The 20652-nt window shown below is 63.7% G+C and carries 22 protein-coding genes, 1 tRNA gene and 1 pseudogene; 17 read left to right on the top strand and 7 right to left on the bottom strand.

All coding sequences use genetic code 11. The features are described 5' to 3' along the window. Positions 1 to 6: 6 nt before the first annotated feature. From Q6D67_RS08255 to Q6D67_RS08240, 4 genes are all read right to left on the bottom strand, one after another. Entirely contained in the window at positions 7 to 492 is a 486-nt protein-coding gene (locus Q6D67_RS08255) for a glutathione peroxidase (protein ID WP_304705123.1), read from the bottom strand. Between the two features lie 89 nt (positions 493 to 581). Beyond that, positions 582 to 1766 (bottom strand): fatty acid desaturase, encoded by a 1185-nt coding sequence (locus tag Q6D67_RS08250; protein ID WP_304705122.1) that lies wholly within the window; start codon positions 1764 to 1766, stop codon positions 582 to 584. 225 nt (positions 1767 to 1991) lie between these two features. Continuing rightward, the gene (locus Q6D67_RS08245) at positions 1992 to 3335 is read right to left on the bottom strand and encodes a glutamine synthetase family protein (protein WP_304705121.1); all 1344 of its coding nucleotides are present in this window, start codon (positions 3333 to 3335) and stop codon (positions 1992 to 1994) included. Between the two features lie 101 nt (positions 3336 to 3436). Then, positions 3437 to 4285, bottom strand: coding sequence for a response regulator transcription factor (locus Q6D67_RS08240; RefSeq protein WP_304705120.1), 849 nt, complete (start codon positions 4283 to 4285; stop codon positions 3437 to 3439). 123 nt (positions 4286 to 4408) lie between these two features. Here Q6D67_RS08240 and Q6D67_RS08235 point away from each other — a divergent pair, with 123 nt between their 5' ends. Then, positions 4409 to 5461, top strand: coding sequence for an AraC family transcriptional regulator (locus Q6D67_RS08235; RefSeq protein WP_304705119.1), 1053 nt, complete (start codon positions 4409 to 4411; stop codon positions 5459 to 5461). Between the two features lie 16 nt (positions 5462 to 5477). On the opposite strand, the gene Q6D67_RS08230 is transcribed toward Q6D67_RS08235, so the two are convergent. Beyond that, positions 5478 to 6071, bottom strand: coding sequence for a transglycosylase SLT domain-containing protein (locus Q6D67_RS08230; protein ID WP_304705118.1), 594 nt, complete (start codon positions 6069 to 6071; stop codon positions 5478 to 5480). A 33-nt stretch (positions 6072 to 6104) separates the two neighbouring features. Continuing rightward, complete coding sequence (locus Q6D67_RS08225; protein ID WP_304705117.1) at positions 6105 to 7817, bottom strand: proline--tRNA ligase; 1713 nt, start codon at positions 7815 to 7817, stop codon at positions 6105 to 6107. 293 nt (positions 7818 to 8110) lie between these two features. Between Q6D67_RS08225 and Q6D67_RS08220 the strand changes: the two genes are divergently transcribed. The 16 genes from Q6D67_RS08220 (at position 8111) to Q6D67_RS08145 (ending at position 20005) form a co-directional block, all read left to right on the top strand. Then, positions 8111 to 8563, top strand: coding sequence for an HU family DNA-binding protein (locus tag Q6D67_RS08220; RefSeq protein ID WP_304705116.1), 453 nt, complete (start codon positions 8111 to 8113; stop codon positions 8561 to 8563). Positions 8564 to 8754: 191 nt separating this feature from the next. Beyond that, positions 8755 to 9075, top strand: a complete 321-nt coding sequence (locus Q6D67_RS08215) for a zinc ribbon domain-containing protein (RefSeq protein WP_304705115.1) — start codon at positions 8755 to 8757, stop codon at positions 9073 to 9075. A 59-nt stretch (positions 9076 to 9134) separates the two neighbouring features. Further along, a complete protein-coding gene (gene aspS / locus Q6D67_RS08210) occupies positions 9135 to 10928 on the top strand; it encodes an aspartate--tRNA ligase (RefSeq protein ID WP_304705114.1) in 1794 nt (597 codons plus the stop codon). 95 nt (positions 10929 to 11023) lie between these two features. Next, positions 11024 to 11542 (top strand): crossover junction endodeoxyribonuclease RuvC, encoded by a 519-nt coding sequence (gene ruvC / locus Q6D67_RS08205; protein WP_304705113.1) that lies wholly within the window; start codon positions 11024 to 11026, stop codon positions 11540 to 11542. A gap of 18 nt (positions 11543 to 11560) precedes the next feature. Beyond that, the gene (ruvA, locus tag Q6D67_RS08200) at positions 11561 to 12175 is read left to right on the top strand and encodes a Holliday junction branch migration protein RuvA (RefSeq protein ID WP_304705112.1); all 615 of its coding nucleotides are present in this window, start codon (positions 11561 to 11563) and stop codon (positions 12173 to 12175) included. Further along, positions 12175 to 13233 (top strand): Holliday junction branch migration DNA helicase RuvB, encoded by a 1059-nt coding sequence (gene ruvB / locus Q6D67_RS08195; RefSeq protein ID WP_304705111.1) that lies wholly within the window; start codon positions 12175 to 12177, stop codon positions 13231 to 13233. The genes ruvA and ruvB overlap by 1 nt, the downstream gene beginning before the upstream one ends. Beyond that, a complete protein-coding gene (ybgC, locus tag Q6D67_RS08190) occupies positions 13230 to 13643 on the top strand; it encodes a tol-pal system-associated acyl-CoA thioesterase (protein WP_304705110.1) in 414 nt (137 codons plus the stop codon). Before ruvB ends, ybgC begins: the two co-directional genes overlap by 4 nt. Positions 13644 to 13659: 16 nt before the next feature. After that, complete coding sequence (tolQ, locus tag Q6D67_RS08185; protein WP_304705109.1) at positions 13660 to 14370, top strand: protein TolQ; 711 nt, start codon at positions 13660 to 13662, stop codon at positions 14368 to 14370. Between the two features lie 38 nt (positions 14371 to 14408). Next, entirely contained in the window at positions 14409 to 14801 is a 393-nt protein-coding gene (tolR, locus tag Q6D67_RS08180; RefSeq protein WP_304705274.1) for a protein TolR, read from the top strand. Beyond that, positions 14798 to 15634, top strand: a complete 837-nt coding sequence (gene tolA / locus Q6D67_RS08175; RefSeq protein WP_304705108.1) for a cell envelope integrity protein TolA — start codon at positions 14798 to 14800, stop codon at positions 15632 to 15634. Before tolR ends, tolA begins: the two co-directional genes overlap by 4 nt. Continuing rightward, positions 15634 to 16935, top strand: a complete 1302-nt coding sequence (gene tolB, locus Q6D67_RS08170) for a Tol-Pal system beta propeller repeat protein TolB (protein ID WP_304705107.1) — start codon at positions 15634 to 15636, stop codon at positions 16933 to 16935. Before tolA ends, tolB begins: the two co-directional genes overlap by 1 nt. Before the next feature lie 54 nt (positions 16936 to 16989). Next, positions 16990 to 17523: a peptidoglycan-associated lipoprotein Pal gene (pal, locus tag Q6D67_RS08165; protein ID WP_304705106.1), complete on the top strand. Its 534-nt coding sequence runs from the start codon at positions 16990 to 16992 to the stop codon at positions 17521 to 17523. 13 nt (positions 17524 to 17536) lie between these two features. Further along, entirely contained in the window at positions 17537 to 18454 is a 918-nt protein-coding gene (gene ybgF, locus Q6D67_RS08160) for a tol-pal system protein YbgF (protein ID WP_304705105.1), read from the top strand. Between the two features lie 18 nt (positions 18455 to 18472). After that, positions 18473 to 19168, top strand: coding sequence for a 7-carboxy-7-deazaguanine synthase QueE (queE, locus tag Q6D67_RS08155; RefSeq protein ID WP_304705104.1), 696 nt, complete (start codon positions 18473 to 18475; stop codon positions 19166 to 19168). Further along, positions 19152 to 19853 carry a 7-cyano-7-deazaguanine synthase QueC gene (queC, locus tag Q6D67_RS08150; RefSeq protein WP_304705103.1) on the top strand — a complete coding sequence of 234 codons (702 nt, stop codon included), beginning with the start codon at positions 19152 to 19154 and terminating at the stop codon, positions 19851 to 19853. Before queE ends, queC begins: the two co-directional genes overlap by 17 nt. Positions 19854 to 19929: 76 nt before the next feature. Continuing rightward, positions 19930 to 20005 (top strand) — tRNA-Lys (locus tag Q6D67_RS08145). A 291-nt stretch (positions 20006 to 20296) separates the two neighbouring features. Here Q6D67_RS08145 and Q6D67_RS08140 read toward each other — a convergent pair. After that, positions 20297 to 20652: pseudogene (locus Q6D67_RS08140) on the bottom strand (hypothetical protein); the annotation flags it as partial.

Here is a 20652-nt window from a genome sequence, read left to right as displayed (position 1 = left end):
CGACGGTTACGACAGCAGGCGCTCGATATCGCTGGCGATGTCCTCGGGCTTGGTGGTGGGGGCGTAGCGGTTGACCACATTGCCCTCACTGTCGATGAGGAATTTGGTAAAATTCCACTTGATCCCCTGTGAGCCCAGGGCGCCGGGAGCGGCCTTCTTCAGGTGTTTGAATAGCGGGTCGGCACTGCCGCCGTTGACATCAATCTTGCCAAACATCGGGAAGCTGACACCGTAGTTGAGCTGGCAGAACTCCGTGATCTCGTCATTGCTGCCCGGATCCTGCTTGCCGAACTGGTTGCAGGGGAAGCCCAGAATTGCGAAGCCGCGGTCGCGAAACTGCTCGTACAGCTTTTCCAGGCCGGCGAACTGGGGCGTAAAGCCGCACTTGGAAGCGGTGTTGACCACCAGCAGGACCTTGCCCCGGTATTCCTCCAGCGATTGTTTCTTGCCTGCCGGTGTCTGGCAGCTGAAGTCGTAAACGGTAGAGGCCATGTCGCGTTCTCCTTGGTCAGCAGTCATTGCTGCGTGTCAGATACTTGTTACGCGCCGGGCCTGCGGCAGGATCAGCCGGGGTAGCCCGGTCAGGCCCCGGTCATTTCCATCGGGGCCTGCAGCTGCCGCAACAGCATGCCAAGACGCTTGCGCTGGTTCTTGAGTGCATACTCCAGTTCCCGCAGCTTGCTGCGCACGGCGGCATGCTCCCACTTGTCCAGCATTTGCAGGCGCCTGGCTTGCAGTGCGTCCTCGAACTCCGCCACCTTGCGGTCATAGCGCGCGGACTGCAGTGCCCGCCACTGGTTGACAGATTCCGTGAACAGCTGGTATTCCCGCTCCAGGAGTTCCCGCAAGGGCTCGTTGTCTGCCTGTTCTGCCAGTTCCCGGCGGGCCCTGGCGAACTGGGCGTCCACCATGGCCCGCTGGATCCTGAAACCCGGAACACGGTTCAGATTGCTCGCGAGGCCAAGGCGGGCACAGAGGCCGATCATCCACTTGGTCGGGTCCCACTGCCACCAGCGGATGCCGTTGCGATAGTCATTCTGGAAGATATGGTGGTAGTTGTGGTAGCCCTCACCGTAGGTAAGGAAGGCGAGAAAACCGTTGTCCCGGGCGCTGTTGTCCTCGGTATAGGGGCGGCTGCCCCAGAAGTGGGCGAGAGAGTTGATGAAAAACGTCACATGGTGGTTTACCACCAGCCGCAGCAGGCCCACCAGCAGGACCGTGCCGATGACATCGCCGAGGGCGATGCCCAGCAGCAGGGGCGGGCCCAGGTTCATGAAGGTGGTCAGGGCCACATAGTGACGGTGCTGGAACATCACCACCGGATCGCGCTGCAGATCCCTGGCGTTGCTGAAGTCATTGTCGCCACTGGGGTAGTGGCGCAGCATCCAGCCCATGTGGCTGAACCAGAGGCCGCGGCCGGCGGAATACGGGTCCTGTTCGTTGTCGTCAACATGCCGATGGTGGCGGCGGTGGTCGGAGGCCCAGACCAGAATACTGCTCTGCAGCGCGCCGGCGCCCCAGAGGGCAAAAAACCACTTCAGGGCCGGGTGGGCTTCATAGGCATTGTGCGCCCACAAACGGTGATAGCCGCCGGTGATAGACAGTCCATTGAGGTACAGAAATACCAGCGCCCACAGCCACTGGGCCGTGGAGAAACCGTGATAGACCCCCCACAGCGGTACCAGGATCAGGGCCAGGATTGGAAAACCGACAAATATGATGACGTTCGCCGGAATCAGCGGCGGTTTGGCTGGTGGGCTGGGCATATGGACATGAAGCTCTGGAGATGAGGAATGAGGGGCGATGTTAGCGGGTCGAGGGGGAAAAGTCATGATCGGCACCGCACGTAGACAGGGGTAAGTTGTGGCATCCCGGGTCCCCGGATGCCAGTGCTAACGCCTGTTGGAACATCTGCGGCGGCTTCGGTTCCCCTGCGTCCCGACCTGCGCGGCCTACGCGGCCCGGCCCGACCTGCGCGGCCCAACGACTACTCAGGTGCGCTCGAGGTAGGACTGGTACTCCAGCAGGGAGATGCGGCGCCGGAATTCGGCCTCTTCCTGCTCCTTGGTGAGGGTGAAGATCCGCTGCAACTCGCCCCCGAGTGCAGCGCGGATGAATTCGGACTCGCGGAACCGATCCAGCGCCTCGTGCATGTATCCCGGCAGGGAGCCGGTTTTCTGGGAATAACCGTCGCCTCTCGTGGGGTTGCCGGGCGAGGCCTGCTGTTCGATGCCGTCGAGCATGGCGGCCAGGACCACGGCGAACTGCAGGTAGGGATTGCAGTCGGCGCCGGCGACCCGGTGCTCGAGCCGCCGGGCCGCGTGGGAGCCGGCCGGCACGCGCACCGCAACGGTGCGGTTCTCGTAGCCCCAGCTCGGGTAGGTGGGGGCATGGGTGCCGGGCTGGAAACGGCGGTAGCCGTTGAAACCCGGAGAGAAGATGATCATGGAGTCGGCCATGTGCTGCAGGCAGCCGGCGATGGCCTGGTGCAGCAGAGGGGTGCCGCGCTCGGTGCCGTCGTCAAAGACATTGTTGCCCTGCTGGTCGAGGACGCTGCAGTGCACGTGCATGCCGTTACCTGCACTATCTTCGAAGGGCTTGGGCATGAAGCTCGCCACCAGGCCGTGCTTGTGCGCAACGCCCTTGATCAGCCGCTTCATCATCAGGATCTGCTTGGCCGCCAGTACCGGGCTGGGTACGTGCTGCATATTGATTTCGTACTGGGAGGGGGCTGACTCCTTGACCACGCCGTCGAATGGAAGATCCTGAAGTTCGCAGGCGACCCGCAGCTCCTCCATCATCTGCTGGTGCTGGTTGAGCACGTCGAGGCCGTACATATTGCCGCCAACCGGCTGGCTGCCGGCGGGGGAAGGGCAGGTGTGAATGGGGACCACGTTGTCCCAGCGCACCAGGCTGAATTCAAGCTCAGCGGCCACAACCGGAGTCCAGCCGGCGTCCTGGAAGCGCGACACAACCTGCTTCAGTACGTGGCGGGGGTCGCCCATATAGGGAGTGCCATCGGCGTCGAACATGGACAACATGATCTGGCCGTGCTGGCCACCCGCGGACCAGGGTGTCGGCAGCAGGGACCCTTCCACCGGGCGGCAAATACCGTCGGCATCGCCGGACGCGAACACCAGTTCCTCCACGTCCCGGCCCCAGATATCGAGGCTCAGGGCGGTTTTCGGGAGCTTGAGTTCGCCGTCGAAAATTTTGGCGAGCTTGTGCCGCGGCAGCCATTTGCCGCGCATGATGCCATTGCAGTCAGGTAGCAGGGCTTCGACGGTGGTAATTTCCGGGTGGGCCCGCAAGAACCAGTCGGCTTCAAGGGACATTCGGACACCGTGATTCAGGCCAGTAAGTGCGCACTATCTGGATTTCGCAGACGCGATTCAATGCCCCAACCGGGGCAGCGCCGGGGCTTGTATCACAGGGGTCATTTAGCGGGCGCCATGTAGACCAGCAGCGGATCCTCGCCGGCGGCTTCCCCGAGGCAGGCGAGGGAGTTGATAAACAGGGAAAACAGGTCGGTCTGGGAGCTCACATCCAGCTTGCGGTAGATACTCTTGCGGTGGCGGCGGACGGTTTCCAGGGCAATACCCAGCCGGGTGGCGGAGATGTCGGTGCCATAGCCGCGCAGCATCAGCTCCAGCACATCCTTTTCCCGCGGCGATAGCAGCGACGAGCCGAAGGTTCGGAATGCCAGATCGATCTGGTGATTGATGCCGGGCTGGATCAGGTGGGTCACAGCGAAGTCGTCGTGTTCGCTATGGGACTTGATCAGCTCCGATACCGGCTCTGCCAGCAGGTACAGTGTCTCGTACTCCTGCTCGGAGAATTCGCCCTGCCGGGGCAGGCGCATCATGCACAGGTTGATCACGTTGCCGGCACGCAGCCGGGACAGGTAAATGGCTTCGTCGACTGTTCCGGTATCGGCGTAGTAGCCGCGGTAATACTGCGATTCGCGCAGTCTGCCCGCAGTAATCCGCGACAGGCGGTAGAACTTGGACCGCGGCTGATTCATCGATGCCTGATAGAAGGGGTCTTCGCGGTAGGGGCCATCGAGGTAGGTGTCCACCTGGGAGGCGATCGCCGCAGTGGGAATCTCATGATAGAGAACCTGCGGTGGCAGATCCCGGTGGTAGAGCCAGATCTGGGGGTACTCAAAGTGCACCTGCCGGCGAATGGCCTCAATCAGCGAGGGGAAGAACTGGTCGCTGCCCAGTGCGGAAATCGCACGCGACAGATCCCTGTTCCATTTGCTTAGCTGACTGATATCGTTCATGGCATTGCGGGCGTCAGAAGCTTCATTAATACAAGCATATTGAGGAGCGCGACCAGCCTTGTCAAATTCGCCTGGCTCAGTACTATACTGCTGCTGCAGCCAGCCACCACGCAGGAGCAGGGAGTGAGCCGCCACAGTTCCACTGACGCGAGTGAATCAACGTCGCCCCGGGTGCCAGCGGCGCTCATCCACAGTCTGCTGGCGACGATTGCAGCCAGTGGCCTGCCGCGGGACCGGCTGCTGGCCCAGGCGGGATTTGCCCACGACCCCCTGCTGGACCGGGCCCTGACCGATGCCGCCACGCCCGCCCAGTACAGTCGCCTCTGCAGTGCCCTCTGCCGCCACCTGGACGATGAAACCCTGGGCACCATGCCGGATGCGCCGACCCCTCCTGGCACCCTGCGGCTGGCCGCCCTGAGCATGCTCGGTGGTGGCACCCTGGGGGTCGCGATGCAGCGCGCCATTGAGTTCAATGCCTGCTGCAGGGCGCGGCGGCGGCCGCCGGTCCAGAACCGCCTGCTGGTGCACGCCGATGGCCGCGAGGTGACCTTGACCTATCTCGGCACCGGAGTGACTGCCCGGCAGCAGCATAGGGTGCTGGCGGGGCTTGCTGTCTGGCTGCGCTTTTGCAGCTGGCTGATTGGCCAGGAGATAGATGTAACCCGTGCCAGCTGCGCCGGCCCGCAGCCCGCCAACAATGATTCCCTGCGCTATTTCTTTCCTGGGCCGGTGCAGTATGCCGCGCGGGTCAATGCGGTGACCTTCAGCGTCCGCCATCTCGAAGCAGCGATACTGCGCAATGAACAGCAGCTGGGGGACTTCATGGCGCTGGCGCCCTACCTTTTGCTGCACGCCCCCGAAGCCTGCCACAACAGTACCACCCGGCGTATTCGCGGTATTATTGGCGACGACTTCCAGCGCGAGCTGCCGAGTTTCGAGGAGTTGACCGGGCTGCTGAACATGTCGGCGCGAACCCTGCGGCGGCGGCTGGAGAGCGAAGGCACCTCTTATCAGCGGATCAAGGACAAGGCCCGCCGGGATCGCGCCATCAGCCTGTTGCGGCATCCGGGGCTGTCGGTGTGCGAAGTTGCCGAAGCCCTGGGTTTCAGTGATCCCAGCGCGTTTCACCGCTCGTTCAAGAAGTGGACGGGACAGTCGCCGGGCGCGTTTCGCTGATCTGGTACCCTGGGTACTAGCGTGACCAGGGCAGCGACCCGGTACGCCAGTGTCGCGACCAGGCCTGGTAGACCTTGTTGCTGTAGCGCCGGCTGCCCAGGCTGCCGTTATAGGCCGCCAGCCCCCGGTGCAGGTCACCCTCTTCCCGCTGCAGGTAGAATTGCAGGATACGGCAGCCATACTCGAAGTTGGTCAGGTTCATGGTCAGGTTGTCGTCGGCGCGGCCGATCTCGTTCTTCCAGAACGGCATCACCTGCATCATGCCCTGGGCGCCGACCCGGGATATGGCGAAACGGTCAAAGTGGCTTTCCACCTCGATAACCGCCAGCACCAGCTCCGGGGGCAGTGATGCCCTGGCGGCGGCCGCGTGGACCTGGCGCAGCAGCAGCAGTCGCTTCCCGGAATCTTTCACATAGCGCTCAAGGCGGGCAGACATGTCCACCAGCCACACCTCGGCATCGTAGCGATCAGCAAAACTGTCGGCACTGTTGATGGTCTGGTCGAGGAAGGCCCGCAGTGCCGCGCGCTCTTCCGGATCCTCTGGCTGGCTGGCAGCAAACGGTGCCAAAAACGTCAGCAGCAGCGCTGTTGTCAGCGCCGACCAGCGCATCCGCGGCCTCCTTGCACAAGCCGTCATCTCAAGTCAGCGTCGCAGGCGGCCGAGTATGTCCGCGACAGCGCCAGCCACCGGGATCAGGGTGGCCTCCGCATCGCACCGGCCCTTGTACTCAAGATTCCCCTCGGCCAGGGCCCGGTCGCCGATGACCAGGCGGTGGGGAATACCCAGCAGCTCCATGTCGGCGAACTTCACGCCGGGCCGTTCATTGCGGTCGTCGAGCAGTACTTCGATGCCGGCTTCGCGGAACTGTTGATACAGGGACAGGGCGCTTGCGGCCACGGCCTCCGACTTCTGCATGTTCAACGGAACAATTGCGAGCTGGAATGGCGCCATGGCCTCGGGCCAGATGATGCCGCGCTCATCGTGGTTCTGTTCGATGGCCGCGGCCACGATGCGGCTGACCCCGATACCGTAGCAGCCCATGGCCACGGTGACGCTCTTGCCGTTTTCGTCCAGCACATTGGCGTTCATGGCTTCGCTGTACTTGCACCCGAGCTGGAAAATATGCCCTACCTCAATGCCGCGCCGGATCAGCAGAGTGCCCTGGCCGTCGGGGCTGGGGTCGCCCTCCTGCACATTGCGCAGATCTTCCACCCGGGTGAGGGGGCAGTCCCGCTCCCAGTTCACTCCGGTGAGGTGGGTATCGTCGCGATTCGCACCGCAGATGAAATCTGCCAGCTGGGCGGCGCTGCGATCGACAATTACCGGCAGTTGCAGGCCGACCGGTCCCAGGGAGCCGAAGCCGGCGCCGCAGGCTGCGCGCACGGCATCCTCCCCCGCCATGGTCAGGGGGTTGGTCACGCCGCTCAGTTTCTCGGCTTTGATACTGTTGAGCTGGTGGTCGCCGCGCAGCACCAGGGCGACCAGCGTGCCGGGTTCTTCGCCTTCTACTACCAGGGTCTTGACCGTGGCGGCGGCGGGGACGTCAAGCAGTGTCGCCAGCTCTTCGATGCTGCGCACGCCGGGAGTGGCGATTTGCGCCATGTTCGCGGCTGGCGCCGGGCGCGCCTCCGCCGGTGCCCGGGCCTCGGCCATTTCCACGTTGGCGGCATAGTCGCTGCTGTCGCTGAAGGCGATGGCGTCCTCGCCGGCGCTGGCCAGCACGTGGAATTCATGGGAAGCGCTGCCGCCGATGCTGCCGGTATCGGCGATCACCGGGCGGAATTCCAGCCCCAGGCGGGTGAAAATGTTGGTGTAAGTGCGGTGCATGACCTGGTAGGTCGCTTCCAGTGAGGCCTGGTCGACGTGGAAGGAGTAGGCGTCTTTCATCAGGAATTCACGGCCGCGCATGATGCCAAAGCGGGGCCGGATTTCATCCCGCACCTTGGTCTGGATCTGGTACAGGTTCAGAGGCAGCTGCTTGTAACTCTTGATCTCGTTGCGCACCAGGTCGGTGACGACCTCTTCGTGGGTGGGTCCCAGGCAGAAATCGCGCTGGTGCCGATCCTGTATCCGCAGCAGCTCCGGGCCGTACTGTTCCCAGCGACCGGATTCCTGCCACAGCTCCGCCGGCTGGATCACCGGCATGCTGACTTCGATGGCGCCACTGGCATCCATCTCTTCGCGCACAATCTGCTCCACTTTGCGCAGCACACGCAGGCCCATTGGCAGCCAGGTGTAGAGTCCGGCGGCCAGCTTGCGTATCAGCCCGGCGCGCAGCATCAGCTGGTGGCTGATGACCTCCGCGTCGGCGGGAGTCTCTTTCTGGGTGCTGATCAGGTAGGTGCTGGTGCGCATGTGCTCGGATCCGTAGGGTTGGCTTGATAGCTCTTCAGTTTACGTCCGAACACAGCGCCGGTACAGCGTTGCCAGCGAGGTGGCGATCTGTCGGCGTTAACGGCAAATTTGCCGGGAGAAAACGGGAAAATGCAGCAAAAACAGGGTTTTTTTGCAGTCGGGTACAGGAAAACCCTTGTATTACAGCGTTTCATCGTTAATATCCGTGCTTGAGCCTGGTGGCGGCAGAGGTGGTGGCGGTCAGTTTGGCTTGGATGCGTGTCCCAACTCATACCAACGAAGGTTGAAAGACTATGGCTACGAAAAAAGCAGCAGCGAAGAAGGCACCTGCCAAGAAAACGGCAACAGCAAAAGTAGCGGCCAAGAAGGCAGCGCCGGCCAAGAAGGCAGCGCCCGCCAAGAAGGCGGCACCCGCCAAGAAGGCGGCACCCATGATCAAGGACAAACTCACCAAGACCCAAATCGTGGCTTCCATCGCGGAATCCACCAGCCTCAGCAAGAAGCAGGTCGGCGACGTGATGAACGAGCTGGAGTCGCTGATGGAGCGGAGCCTCAAGAAGCGTGCGGTGGGTGAGTTCACCCTGCCTGGTCTGATGAAGATCACCACCGTGAAGAAGCCCGCCAAAAAGGCGCGCAAGGGCATCAACCCCTTCACCGGAGCAGAGACCACCTTCAAGGCGAAGCCTGCCAGCGTGGCCGTGAAAGTGCGTCCGCTGAAGAAGATGAAGGACTTTGCCGCCGACTGAACGCCGGTAGCAGGCCCTGCCCGCGGTTACGGGCAGGGTTCAGGCTTCTCCCGCCTCGGCACTGTCTGGTGCAGGGGCACGCACCCCCTCACTTTCTCCGACTTCTTCCTTATTGGCCTGCGCCCTGCCATGGGGTAAAATCTCGCCTCGAATTTTTTCTGCCCCTCATCCCTTACTGGCGAGTACACTCCATGCCGATATACGAGTACCAGTGTCAGTCCTGCAAACATCTGCATGAAGCGCTGCAGAAAATCAGTGATGCGCCGTTGGTGGATTGCCCCGCCTGCGGCGCCCCCCAGCTCCGCAAGAAGATTTCCGCTGCCGGTTTCCGCCTCAAGGGCGCCGGCTGGTATGAGACCGATTTCAAGACCGGCGGCAAGAAGAACCTGGCTGCCAGCGGCGACGACAAGAGCTCCGCACCTGCGGCGGCTCCAGCCCCCGCGGCGGTGGCCGACAGCGGTGGCTCCTCCAAGGGCTCCGCCAAGGGCGGCGAGGCGAAGACCGCCAGCTAGTGCCATGGCACTGGACTCTGCCCCCCGGGGCTAACCCGACAACCGACGGAAACGGAATTATGCGCAGTCATTATTGTGGCGCCCTGGACACAGCCAGCATCGACGAAACGGTAACCCTCTGTGGCTGGGTGGATCGCCGTCGCGACCACGGTGGTGTCATCTTCCTTGATCTGCGTGACCGGGCGGGCATCGTGCAGGTGGTGTTTGACCCGGACACCGAAGAGCACTTCCAGCGCGCCGATCGGGTGCGCAGCGAATTCGTGCTGCAGGTGAAGGGCCGGGTGCGCGCCCGTACCGAGAGCACAGTGAACCCCGCGATGGCGACCGGCCAGATCGAGGTCCTGGGCAAGGAACTGGAGATCCTCAACAGCGCCATTACGCCGCCGTTCCAGCTGGATGAATACACCAACGTCGGCGAGGATGTCAGGCTGCAGTACCGCTATATGGATCTGCGCCGGCCCGAGATGCAGAACCGCCTGATCCTGCGCGCGAAGATCACCACCGCGGTGCGCAATTTCCTCGACGCCGAGGGTTTCCTCGATATCGAAACGCCGATCCTGACCCGGGCCACCCCCGAGGGCGCGCGCGATTACCTGGTCCCCAGCCGCACGCACCCGGGGCACTTCTTCGCGCTGCCGCAATCCCCGCAGCTGTTCAAGCAGCTGCTGATGGTGTCCGGCTTCGACCGCTACTACCAGGTCGCCAAGTGCTTCCGCGACGAGGATTTGCGCGCCGACCGCCAGCCCGAGTTCACCCAGATCGACATCGAGACCTCCTTCCTCAACGAGGAAGAGATCATGGCAATCACCGAGCGCATGATCCGGCAGCTGTTCAGCACGGTGCTGGAGGTGGAGCTGGGTGACTTCCCGCGCATGCCCTGGGCCGAGGCGATGGAGCGCTACGGCTCCGACAAGCCGGATCTGCGCATCGACCTGGAGCTGGTCAGCATCGACGACCTCATGCAGCAGGTGGAATTCAAGGTGTTCCGGGGTCCGGCCGATGATCCCGGTGGCCGCGTCGCCGCGCTGAAGGTGCCGGGCGGCGCCGGCATCAGCCGCAAGGAAATCGATGACTATACCCGGTTCGCCAGTATTTATGGCGCCCGCGGGTTGGCCTGGATCAAGGTCAACGACCTGGCCGCAGGCGTGGAGGGGCTGCAGTCGCCCATCCTCAAGTTCATGCCGGAAGCGGTGGTAGGGGAACTGATGCAGCGCCTGGAGGCGCAGAACGGCGATATCATCTTCTTCGGTGCCGACCGCACCGCGGTGGTGAACGAGTCCCTGGGTGCCCTGCGTCTCAAGGTGGCCCAGGATCAGGGGCTGGTCCGTGCCGGCTGGGCGCCGCTGTGGGTGGTGGACTTCCCCATGTTCGAGGACAACGGCAATGGCGGCCTGACCCCGCTGCACCACCCCTTCACCGCGCCTTCCTGCTCGCCGGAAGCGCTGGTCGCGGACCCCGCGGGCGCCCTGTCCCGGGCCTACGACATGGTGCTGAACGGCACCGAGCTGGGCGGTGGCAGCGTCCGTATCCACCAGCGCGAGATGCAGCAGGCGGTGTTCCGCATTCTGGGGATCAGCGACGAGGAAGCCGAGGAGAAGTTCGGCTTCCTGCTGCAGGCGCTGCAGTATGGCGCCCCGCCCCACGGCGGCCTCGCTTTCGGTCTCGACCGGCTGGTGATGCTGATGACCGGGTCGCAGTCCATCCGCGATGTCATCGCCTTCCCGAAAACCCAGACCGCCCACTGTGTGCTCACCGATGCGCCGGGGGAAGTCAACGACGCGCAGCTCAAGGAACTCAATATCCGCCTGCGCCAGGCCAGACAATCTGCACCCGCGGCCGCTGCCGACGAGTAGCCCCGGCAGGGGGCCTCGGTCGGCAGTTGGAGCCGCCGCCATAATACTGTAGATTTATACAGATCAGGCATTCCAGGCAGCGCTCGGAGCACAGTATGGCGGTCATCCTCGGGATCGACCCCGGTTCCCGCAAAACGGGTTTTGGCATTATCAATTATGTTTCTGGTCGCAGCGAATACCTGACCAGCGGCGTGATCCGCCTGCCCGCAGGGGAGCTGCCCGAGCGGCTGGGGGTGATCTATGCGAGCGTGACTGAACTGGTCCTGCTGCACTGCCCCGACCAGCTGGCCATCGAGCAGGTATTCATGGCCAGGAGCGCGGGGTCCGCGCTCAAGCTGGGGCAGGCGCGGGGCGCCGCCATCGTTGCCTGTGTGGCGCACAACATGGCGGTTGCCGAGTATTCCGCGCGCCAGATCAAGCAGGCGGTGGTGGGTACGGGCGCTGCGGACAAAAGCCAGGTGCAGCACATGGTCAAGGTGTTGCTGAAGCTGCCGGCGGAGCCGCAGGAGGACGCCGCGGATGCCCTGGCCGCCGCCCTGTGTCATGCCCATACCCAACACAGTATGATAAACATTGTCGGCGCCACCTCCGTGCGCCGGCGGCGGATGCGCTAGCGCAACGGTGACAGGATAATGATAGGCAGGATACGCGGCACCCTGGTGTGCAAACAGCCTCCGGACATTCTCGTCGACGTGGCGGGGGTGGGGTATGACCTTCAGGTGCCGATGAGCACTCTGTTCCAGCTCCCCGAACTGGGCGCGGACGTTACCCTGCTGACCCATTTCGTCGTGCGCGAGGACGCGCAGCTGCTGTACGGCTTTATTGATGAGCGCGACCGCGCCCTGTTCCGGCAGCTGGTGAAGGTCAGCGGGGTGGGCCCCAAGCTGGCGCTGACCATTCTCTCGGGCATGGATGCCACCGAGTTTGCGCGCTGCGTCCAGCGGGACGACCTCTCCGCGCTGGTGGCATTGCCGGGAGTCGGCAAGAAAACCGCCGAGCGCCTGCTGGTGGAGATGCGCGACAAGCTCAAAAACTGGCTGGGCCAATGGGCGGAGGCTGGCACTTCGGTACCTGCGGCCGGCTACGTGCCGGCCACTGACAAGGTGGCGGATGCCGAGGGCGCACTGGTAGCGCTGGGTTACAAACCCGCCGAGGCCGCGCGCATGATTGCCGCGGTCAACGATGAACACAGCGCCGGTAGCGAGGACCTGATCCGCCGCGCCCTGAAAGCCGTGGTGAGCCGCTGATGATTGAAACCGACCGCCTGATAGCGCCCGAGGCCAGGGGTGATCGCGAGGAACTGCTGGACCGTGCTATCCGCCCCAAGACGTTGGAGGAGTACATCGGCCAGCCGGTGGTGCGCGACCAGATGGCTATTTTCCTGCAGGCCGCGCGCGGGCGCCGCGAGCCCCTGGACCACACCCTGATCTTTGGCCCTCCCGGCCTGGGCAAGACCACGCTCGCCAGTATCATCGCCAACGAAATGGGGGTGTCCCTGAAGACCACCTCCGGCCCGGTGTTGGAAAAGGCTGGCGATATAGCCGCCCTGATGACCAACCTGGAACCGGGAGATGTCCTCTTTATAGATGAAATCCATCGCCTGAGCCCCGTGGTCGAGGAAATCCTGTACCCGGCGATGGAGGACTACCAGCTCGATATCATGATCGGCGAGGGGCCGGCGGCCCGTTCCATCAAGCTGGACCTGCCGCCTTTTACCCTGGTTGGCGCCACTACCCGCGCCGGACTGTTGACTTCGCCCCTGCGGGACCGCTTCGGCATCGTGCAGCGGCTGGAGTTTTATCAGGTCGCGGACCTGGCCACCATAGTCGTTCGCTCGGCGGCCATCCTGGGCATTGGCATCGACAGTCACGGCGCCGCGGAGATTGCCCGCCGCGCCCGCGGCACGCCGCGCATCGCCAACCGCCTGCTGCGGCGGGTGCGCGACTACGCCGAGGTCAAGGCCGACGGCCACATCACCGCCGAGGTGGCGGACCGCGCCCTGGATATGCTGAGCGTGGACCACCAGGGTTTCGACCAGCAGGACCGGCGCCTGCTGCTGGCCATGATCGAGAAGTTCGACGGCGGCCCGGTGGGTGTCGACAGCCTCGCCGCTGCCATTTCCGAGGAGCGCGGCACCATCGAGGATGTACTGGAACCCTATCTGATCCAGCAGGGCTATATGGTGCGAACCCCGCGCGGACGCATGGTGACCCGCAGCGCCTATCTGCATTTCGGCCTGCCCGCCGGGCCCGCACCGGAAGCGGCACAATTACCACTGCAGCCCGATCAGGACGACAACGCGTGAGTGCAGTGGAATTTTCAATTAAGCTGCGAGTCTACATTGAGGACACCGATGCCGGCGGCATTGTCTACTACGTCAATTACCTGAAATTCATGGAACGCGCCCGCACCGAATTCATGCGCAGCCTGGGCTTTGGCAAGGATTACATCTTCAACCATGACCTGATGTTCGTGGTGCGGGACGTGGTGGTCCGCTATCAGGCCCCGGCGCTGCTGGACGATGAGCTGGAAGCGGGCTTGACCCTGGCGGATGTGGGCGGCGCCAGCCTGGTAATGCGTCAGGCCATTCGCCGCGGCGGACAAGAACTGGCATCCGCCGAGGTTACCATTGCCTGCGTCGACCGCGCCGGGCTGCGTCCGCGGCGCCTGCCACGGGATATGCTGGACACTCTGCGCGCCGCGCAGATTCACTGAGGGGGGAGCCCGACACTTGGAAGCGCAACTGAGTATTATCGACCTGATTCTCGAGGCCGGATTCACCGTGCAGCTGGTCATGCTGACCCTGCTGGCGGCCTCCATGGCCTCCTGGTACATGATCGTCCAGCGGTTTATCTATTTCCGCAACGGTCGCGAGGAGATGTTCCAGTTCGAGGAGCGCTTCTGGTCCGGTATCGACCTGTCGCAGCTGTACCGCGAGGGCAACGACCGCGCCGCCGATGGCGCAATTATTGTCGGCATGGAGAGCATCTTTCGCGCCGGGTTCAAGGAGTTCTCGCGTCTGGCCAAGCAGTCGGAGATGGATTCCGAGGCGGTCATCGAGGGCTCGCGCCGGGCCATGCGCGTTGCCATGCTGCGGGAGGAAGAGCGTCTGGAGAAGCACCTGTCCTTCCTCGCCTCCGTCGGCTCCACCAGCCCCTATATCGGCCTGTTCGGCACGGTCTGGGGGATCATGAACAGTTTCCGCGGCCTCGCCAATGCCACCCAGGCGACCCTGGCCACGGTGGCGCCGGGTATTTCCGAGGCCCTGATCGCCACCGCCATGGGCCTGTTCGCCGCGATTCCCGCGGTACTCGCCTACAATCGCTTTGCCAGCCGCATGGACATGTTCCTCAATCGTTACGACACCTTTGTCGATGAGTTCTCCAGCATCCTCTACCGCCAGGCCTACGCCCTGCGCGCCCGCGACAGGAAAGCGGGGTAACCGCCGCCGTGCCCAGATCCCGCACCAAGCGCCGCCCCATGGCCGACATCAACGTCGTTCCTTATATAGACGTCATGCTGGTACTGCTCATCATCTTCATGGTGACCGCGCCTATGTTGATGCAGGGGGTGAAGGTAGAGCTCCCCACCGCCGATGCCGACCCGGTGGACAATCAGGACAGCGAGCCGCTGATCATCTCCATTGACAGCAGCGGCCAGCTTTTCCTCAACCTGGGCGAGGACGAGAAGCAGGCGCTGGAGCTGGCGACCATCACCCAGCGCGTGGGCGCGGTCATGCGCCGCAGCCCGAAAAAGCCGGTGCTGGTGTGGGGCGACCGGGCCGTACCCTACGGTGAGGTGGTCACCCTGATGGCTGCCCTGCAGGAAGCGGGTGCCCCCAGCGTCGGACTGGTGACAGAGCCACCCCAGTGAATTTCCCCATCTACGTCAAGCCGGTGACGCCGCGCATTGTCCTGCGCCCGGCGCTGGCGACGGTGCTGCTGCACGTGCTGGTCGTGTATCTGCTGACGGCCAACTGGACCAGCTCCGAGGAGCGGGTGCTGCAGCCGAAGCCCATGCCGAAGGTCATCAATGCGACCCTGGTGGATCTCGGTCAGGTCCAACCCAAGCCGGAACCGAAGCCCGAGCCGAAGCCTGAGCCCAAACCCGAGCCGAAGCCTGAGCCCAAACCCGAGCCGAAGCCTGAGCCCAAACCCGAGCCGAAGCCTGAGCCCAAACCCAAACCCAAGCCGGAACCGAAACCGGCTCCCAAGCCGGAACCGAAGCCAGCACCCAAGCCGGAGCCCAAACCCGCGCCGAAGCCCGAACCCAAGCCGGCACCGAAGCCCGAGCCGAAACCCGAGCCCCCCGGCCCCACCCCGCAGGAGCTGGCGGAGGCGGCGCGCCAGGAGGCAGCGCGCAAGGCCGCCGAGGAACAGGCTGCGCGCGCTGCCGCCGCATCCGCAGAGTTGGCGGCCAGCTATGCCTCCCTGATCCAGCAGACGGTGGAGCGGCGCTGGAGCCGCCCGCCCAGCGCCCGCAACGGAATGGAGGTTCTGCTGTCCATACAGTTGATTCCCACTGGCGAGGTGGTCAGTGTGAGCGTGCTGCGCAGCAGCGGGGATAACGCATTTGACCGTTCCGCGCTCGCCGCGGTTGAGCGTGCGGGCAACTTTCCCGAGCTCAAGAACCTGCCGCCGCGCGAATTCGAACAGAACTTCCGGCGCTTTCGCCTGTTATTCAGACCAGAGGATCTACGTTACTGATGAAACACCTGACAGCAGTGATACTGGGGGCCGTGATTGCCCTGGCGGCGATGAGCGCCCGGGCGCAACTGGTCATCGAAATCACCCAGGGGATGGATAACCCCACGCCCATCGCCGTGGTGCCCTTTGCATGGCAGGGCACCGGGGCTCCGCCGGAAGATGCAGCCCAGGTCATCGACGCGGACCTCGCCCGGAGCGGCCAGTTCGATCCGGTGGATCGGGGCGACATGCTGGCCCGGCCCAGTACCCAGGAGCAGGTGTTCTACCGCGACTGGCGCGCCATCAACTCTGACTACGTGCTGATCGGCCGGGTGTCGGTCACCGGCCAGGTGCAGATGCGGATCGAGTACGAGCTGTTTGACGTCAACCGCCAGGCGCGGGTGCTGCACGGCTACGAGGAAGGCCATGTCAATGAGGCCAGGATGCTCTCCCACCGGGTGGCGGATGAGGTCTATGAGACCCTGACCGGCATCCCCGGCGCCTTTGCCACCCGGCTGTTGTACGTCTCCGTGACCCGCAACCCGGCCGGCAAGGATTACTACCGGCTGACCCTGGCCGACGCCGACGGTGCCCGCCCGATCGTGCTGCTGGAGTCCCGGGAGCCGATCATGGCGCCGACCTGGTCCCCCGACGGCAAGCACATTGCCTACGTATCCTTCGAAACCAGCCGCCCGGCGATCTATCGTCAGGAGCTGGCTACCGGCGCGCGCGAGCAGCTGACCAATTTCCGCGGCCTCAACGGCGCGCCGGCCTGGTCGCCGGATGGCAGTACCATGGCGATGGTGTTGTCCAAGGACGGCAACCCCGATATCTACCTGATGGACCTGCGCAGCAAGCAGTTGACCCAGGTTACCCGCCACTATGCCATCGACACGGAGCCTGCCTGGATGCCTGACGGCAGGTCCCTGATGTTCACCTCCGACCGGGGCGGGCGCCCGCAGATCTACCGCTACGACCTGCGCAGCGGCGCTACCGACCGGGTCACTTTCGAAGGCAGCTACAATGCCAGGGCGCGCATCGCCCAGGATGGGCGCAATATGGTGATGGTGCATCAGTCCGGCGGGCGCTTCCACATCGCGTTGCAGGACCTGGTCAGCAACCGCCTGCAGGTTCTTACCAGCACCGAGCTTGACGAAAGTCCCAGTATCGCCCCCAATGGCTCTATGGTATTGTATGGCACCAAATCCGGCGACCGTGGCATTCTTGCTGCTGTATCCGTGGACGGTGGAGTGAAATTCCGTTTACCGGTGCGCGAAGGCGACGTCCGTGAACCGGCATGGTCACCCTATTTAAGTCGCTGAACCCGGCGGTCGTAACCCAGGTCATTAACCATCATTCGCAAGGAAAGAAACGTAATGAAACAACTGACTGTTGCTGGCAAGGCACTGACTCTGCTCTTCGCGGCAGCTTTTCTGGTCGCCTGTTCCAGCAAGGACACCAAAGACGATGACGCCGCTGCTGCCGCCGCTGCCGAAGCCGCTGCCCGTTCCGCCGCCGAGCGCGCCGCTGCCGCTGATGCCGAGGCTTCTGGTGCACAGCAGCAGCAGCGCCTGCAGGACGCCGTTGCCGCCGTGGGTAACGTGTTCTACTTTGACTACGACAGCTCCACTCTGAAGCCCCAGGCTCAGGAAGCGCTGGACGCCCATATTGCCCTGCTCCGGACCAACGATCGCAGCGTGCGCCTTGAAGGTCACACTGACGAGCGCGGCACCCGCGAGTACAACATGGCGCTGGGCGAGCGCCGCGGCAATACTGTACGCGACTACATGGTCGTCAACGGCATTCCCAGCTACCGCATTGAGACGGTCAGCTACGGCGAAGAACAGCCCATCGCTTACGGTTCCGGCGAAGCCAATTGGTCGCAGAACCGCCGCGTTGAGCTCAAGTAGGTCGCGGTAGCGCATGCGTTACGTCAGCAAAGCGCTGTTGGCAAACGGGTTGGCCCTCGCGGTCGGCCCGTTCTGCTTTCTGGCAGCCGCACAAGCCCAGGATTATATTGACGTCGAAGCGGAGCGTGCCGCCCAGGCTGTCAATCCCTCGTCTTCCTCTGCGGTACAGCCTGCCCAGTCGTATCCGGTCACCAGCTATGGCATCGGCTCTGCACCTGCAGCTCCGGCAATCCAGGGTGAGAGCCCTCCAAGTCCGGTCGGCGGTGGCAGTGGCAACGCGGGCCAATTGCTGATGAAAGTGCAGCAGCTGCAGCAGGAAGTGATGCGCCTCAACGGCATGGTCGAAGAGCAGGCGCACGAGCTGCGCACCCTCAAGGCCCAAAGCCTGGAGCGCTACATTGATCTCGATCGCCGCCTGGGTTTGCTGGCCGGTGGCAGCGGCGGACTTTCACCTGAAACAGCGGTAGAGCCAGCCGATTCTGCTCCCACTGACGAGGCGGCAGCGCCGCGTTCGTCGCCGGCCGCCGCGACATCCGACGCGCAGCCCGGCGAGGCGCAGGCTTACCAGGCCGCCTATGCCCTGGTGCGCAACCAGCAGTTCAATCAGGCGGTTACGGCCTTCCAGCAGTTCCTGCAGGACTATCCATCCGGGCGTTTTACCCCCAACGCCCACTACTGGCTCGGTGAGTTGTACCTGGTGGCCTCGCCGACGGACGCCGAGGCTGCGCGGCAGTCCTTCATGCTGTTGCTGGACATGTACCCGGACGACTCCAAGGTGCCCGACGCCCTGTTCAAGCTGGGCCGGATCCACTACACCAAGGGCAATCGCGAGCGCGCCCGGGAGTTTCTGGATCGCGTGATCAGCGAATACGGCTCCACCAACAGTGCGGCGGTCAAGCTGGCACAGGATTTCATCAGCGAGAACTACTGACCGCGGGTCAGTTCAGCCATGCCAAGCACTCCCGACCGAACCCCCGCAGCGGCCTCCACCGGCGCGGGGAACTCCTCCTTGCGCATCACCGAGATCTTCTATTCCCTGCAGGGTGAAGCGCGTACCGTGGGCCTGCCCACCGTATTCGTACGCCTTACCGGTTGCCCCCTGCGCTGTGTCTACTGCGATACGGCCTACGCCTTCAGCGGTGGCGAGCAGTGGAGCCTGCAGCAGGTGCTGGCGCAGGTCGCCGACCACCGGCCGCGTTATGTCACCGTCACCGGCGGTGAGCCGCTGGCCCAGCCCAACTGCCTGCCCTTGCTCGCGGCCCTCTGCGATGCGGGCTATGAAGTGTCGCTGGAGACCTCCGGCGCGCTTCCGGTCGCGGATGTGGACCCGCGGGTGGTCAAGGTGCTGGATCTGAAGACGCCGGCTTCCGCCGAGGCCCACCGCAACGACTACGCCAATATCGCCCACCTCACTCCTCGCGACCAGGTCAAGTTCGTCATCTGTGACCGCGCCGACTACGAATGGGCGCGCTTCAAGCTCGATGAGCACCGGCTCGCGGAGCGGGTGAGCGATGTGCTGTTTTCACCCAGCCACGGCCAGCTCCATGGCCGCACACTGGCGGAGTGGATCCTGGCGGATAATCTGCCGGTGCGGCTGCAACTGCAGCTACACAAACTGCTGTGGAACGATGAGCCCGGGCACTGAACAGGTGGGGTCGGGCAGGCGCGCGGTCATCCTCGTGTCCGGCGGCCTGGACTCCACCACCGTGTTGGCCATGGCCCGGGCGCAGGGCTACCAGTGCTATACCCTCAGCTTTGACTACGGCCAACGGCACCGGGCGGAGCTGCTGGCGGCGGCGCGGGCATCCGCCGCCCTCGGCGATGTCGAACACAAGGTGGTAACCCTCAACCTGGACAGCATCGGCGGCTCCGCCCTGACGGATATGGCCATTGCCGTACCGGAGCAGGAGACCACCGGCATTCCCATCACCTACGTGCCCGCCCGCAACACCGTATTCCTGTCGATAGCGCTGGGCTGGGCCGAGGTGCTGGGCGCCAACGACATCTTTATTGGCGTGAACGCCGTGGACTACTCCGGTTACCCCGACTGCCGCCCCGAGTACATCGCCGCATTCGAGACCATGGCCAACCTGGCGACCCGCGCCGGCGTCGAAGGCCAGAAACTCACCATCCATACCCCCCTGATGCGCCTCTCCAAGGGCGATATCATCCGCGCGGGCGCGGCTCTGGGGGTGGACTATGCGCTCACCGTTTCCTGCTACCAGGCCACCGAGCAGGGCCTCGCCTGCGGCAAGTGTGACTCCTGCCGCCTGCGTAGCGAGGGTTTCAGGCAGGCGGGCGTCACCGATCCCACCCGTTACCGGTCATAGCGGGACAATAGGCGGCGATGACGTAAAAAAGCACTTGAGTTTTATACCCAGACCCGTACTATACGCAGCTCTTTCGGGGCCGTTAGCTCAGTTGGTAGAGCAGTTGGCTTTTAACCAATTGGTCGCTGGTTCGAATCCAGCACGGCCCACCATACAAACGCAAAATGCCACCCCAAAAGGGTGGCATTTTGCGTTTGTGGGGTTGGGTTCGTCTGGAGAGAACCCCTGCGACAAAATGCGACCAACGGAGCATTTTGGACGCCGCAGCGCAGCGGAGGCGCCCCGCAGGGGTCACAACAGCCCAAAGGCTGTTGTGATCAATCCAGCACGGCCCACCAATTTCCCCTTCAAAATCAATTGCCTACCCGGCACCGACGCCTTGGGTCCGGTGCCGCAGGCTCTACCAAATTGACGAGGGATGGGCCGGTTTTCACTAAACCCTATTAATGATGAAGAGCCTGAAGAGCCTTGACCTTTGCTCCCGGAATAAGAAACACCGAGGTGCCCAGTTCCGGCACGTCGATCTCCCAATCCCACTGCAGGCTGCAGACCTCGCCATCCCGGCAGCCGGTATTCACCTTGAACAGACACATCCGGCTCAGGTGATCCGGCAGCGCCTTGAACAAGCGGTGTTGCTCCTCCCAACTGAGCGGGTAGGGGCGCCTGGCATCGTGTAGCGGCAGCAACTGGATCAGCGGCGCCGACTCCAGCGAGGTCAAGCCGGTAGCCAGGTGGGTATTCTCCTCGAGAAAGCGCGTGGCTGCCTCGCGAAAAATGCGCACCGGCCGTATGCCGAATA

Origin of the sequence: Haliea sp. E1-2-M8 (genome assembly GCF_030649675.1) — a bacterium.
Classification (GTDB): Bacteria; Pseudomonadota; Gammaproteobacteria; order Pseudomonadales; family Halieaceae; genus Haliea.
The sequence above is the reverse complement of the archived record's forward strand: the minus strand, read 5'-3'. Positions and strand labels throughout refer to the sequence as shown.

Bases quoted from the DNA above. Each gene is read 5' to 3' on its own strand.
- Q6D67_RS08255 (WP_304705123.1), bottom strand. From the start codon at position 492: ATGGCCTCTACCGTTTACGACTTCAGCTGCCAGACACCGGCAGGCAAG.
- Q6D67_RS08250 (WP_304705122.1), bottom strand. From the start codon at position 1,766: ATGCCCAGCCCACCAGCCAAACCGCCGCTGATTCCGGCGAACGTCATC.
- Q6D67_RS08245 (WP_304705121.1), bottom strand. From the start codon at position 3,335: ATGTCCCTTGAAGCCGACTGGTTCTTGCGGGCCCACCCGGAAATTACC.
- Q6D67_RS08240 (WP_304705120.1), bottom strand. From the start codon at position 4,285: ATGAACGATATCAGTCAGCTAAGCAAATGGAACAGGGATCTGTCGCGT.
- Q6D67_RS08230 (WP_304705118.1), bottom strand. From the start codon at position 6,071: ATGCGCTGGTCGGCGCTGACAACAGCGCTGCTGCTGACGTTTTTGGCA.
- Q6D67_RS08225 (WP_304705117.1), bottom strand. From the start codon at position 7,817: ATGCGCACCAGCACCTACCTGATCAGCACCCAGAAAGAGACTCCCGCC.
- Q6D67_RS08220 (WP_304705116.1), top strand. From the start codon at position 8,111: ATGGCTACGAAAAAAGCAGCAGCGAAGAAGGCACCTGCCAAGAAAACG.
- Q6D67_RS08215 (WP_304705115.1), top strand. From the start codon at position 8,755: ATGCCGATATACGAGTACCAGTGTCAGTCCTGCAAACATCTGCATGAA.
- aspS (WP_304705114.1), top strand. From the start codon at position 9,135: ATGCGCAGTCATTATTGTGGCGCCCTGGACACAGCCAGCATCGACGAA.
- ruvC (WP_304705113.1), top strand. From the start codon at position 11,024: ATGGCGGTCATCCTCGGGATCGACCCCGGTTCCCGCAAAACGGGTTTT.
- ruvA (WP_304705112.1), top strand. From the start codon at position 11,561: ATGATAGGCAGGATACGCGGCACCCTGGTGTGCAAACAGCCTCCGGAC.
- ruvB (WP_304705111.1), top strand. From the start codon at position 12,175: ATGATTGAAACCGACCGCCTGATAGCGCCCGAGGCCAGGGGTGATCGC.
- tolR (WP_304705274.1), top strand. From the start codon at position 14,409: ATGGCCGACATCAACGTCGTTCCTTATATAGACGTCATGCTGGTACTG.
- tolB (WP_304705107.1), top strand. From the start codon at position 15,634: ATGAAACACCTGACAGCAGTGATACTGGGGGCCGTGATTGCCCTGGCG.
- pal (WP_304705106.1), top strand. From the start codon at position 16,990: ATGAAACAACTGACTGTTGCTGGCAAGGCACTGACTCTGCTCTTCGCG.
- ybgF (WP_304705105.1), top strand. From the start codon at position 17,537: ATGCGTTACGTCAGCAAAGCGCTGTTGGCAAACGGGTTGGCCCTCGCG.
- queE (WP_304705104.1), top strand. From the start codon at position 18,473: ATGCCAAGCACTCCCGACCGAACCCCCGCAGCGGCCTCCACCGGCGCG.
- queC (WP_304705103.1), top strand. From the start codon at position 19,152: ATGAGCCCGGGCACTGAACAGGTGGGGTCGGGCAGGCGCGCGGTCATC.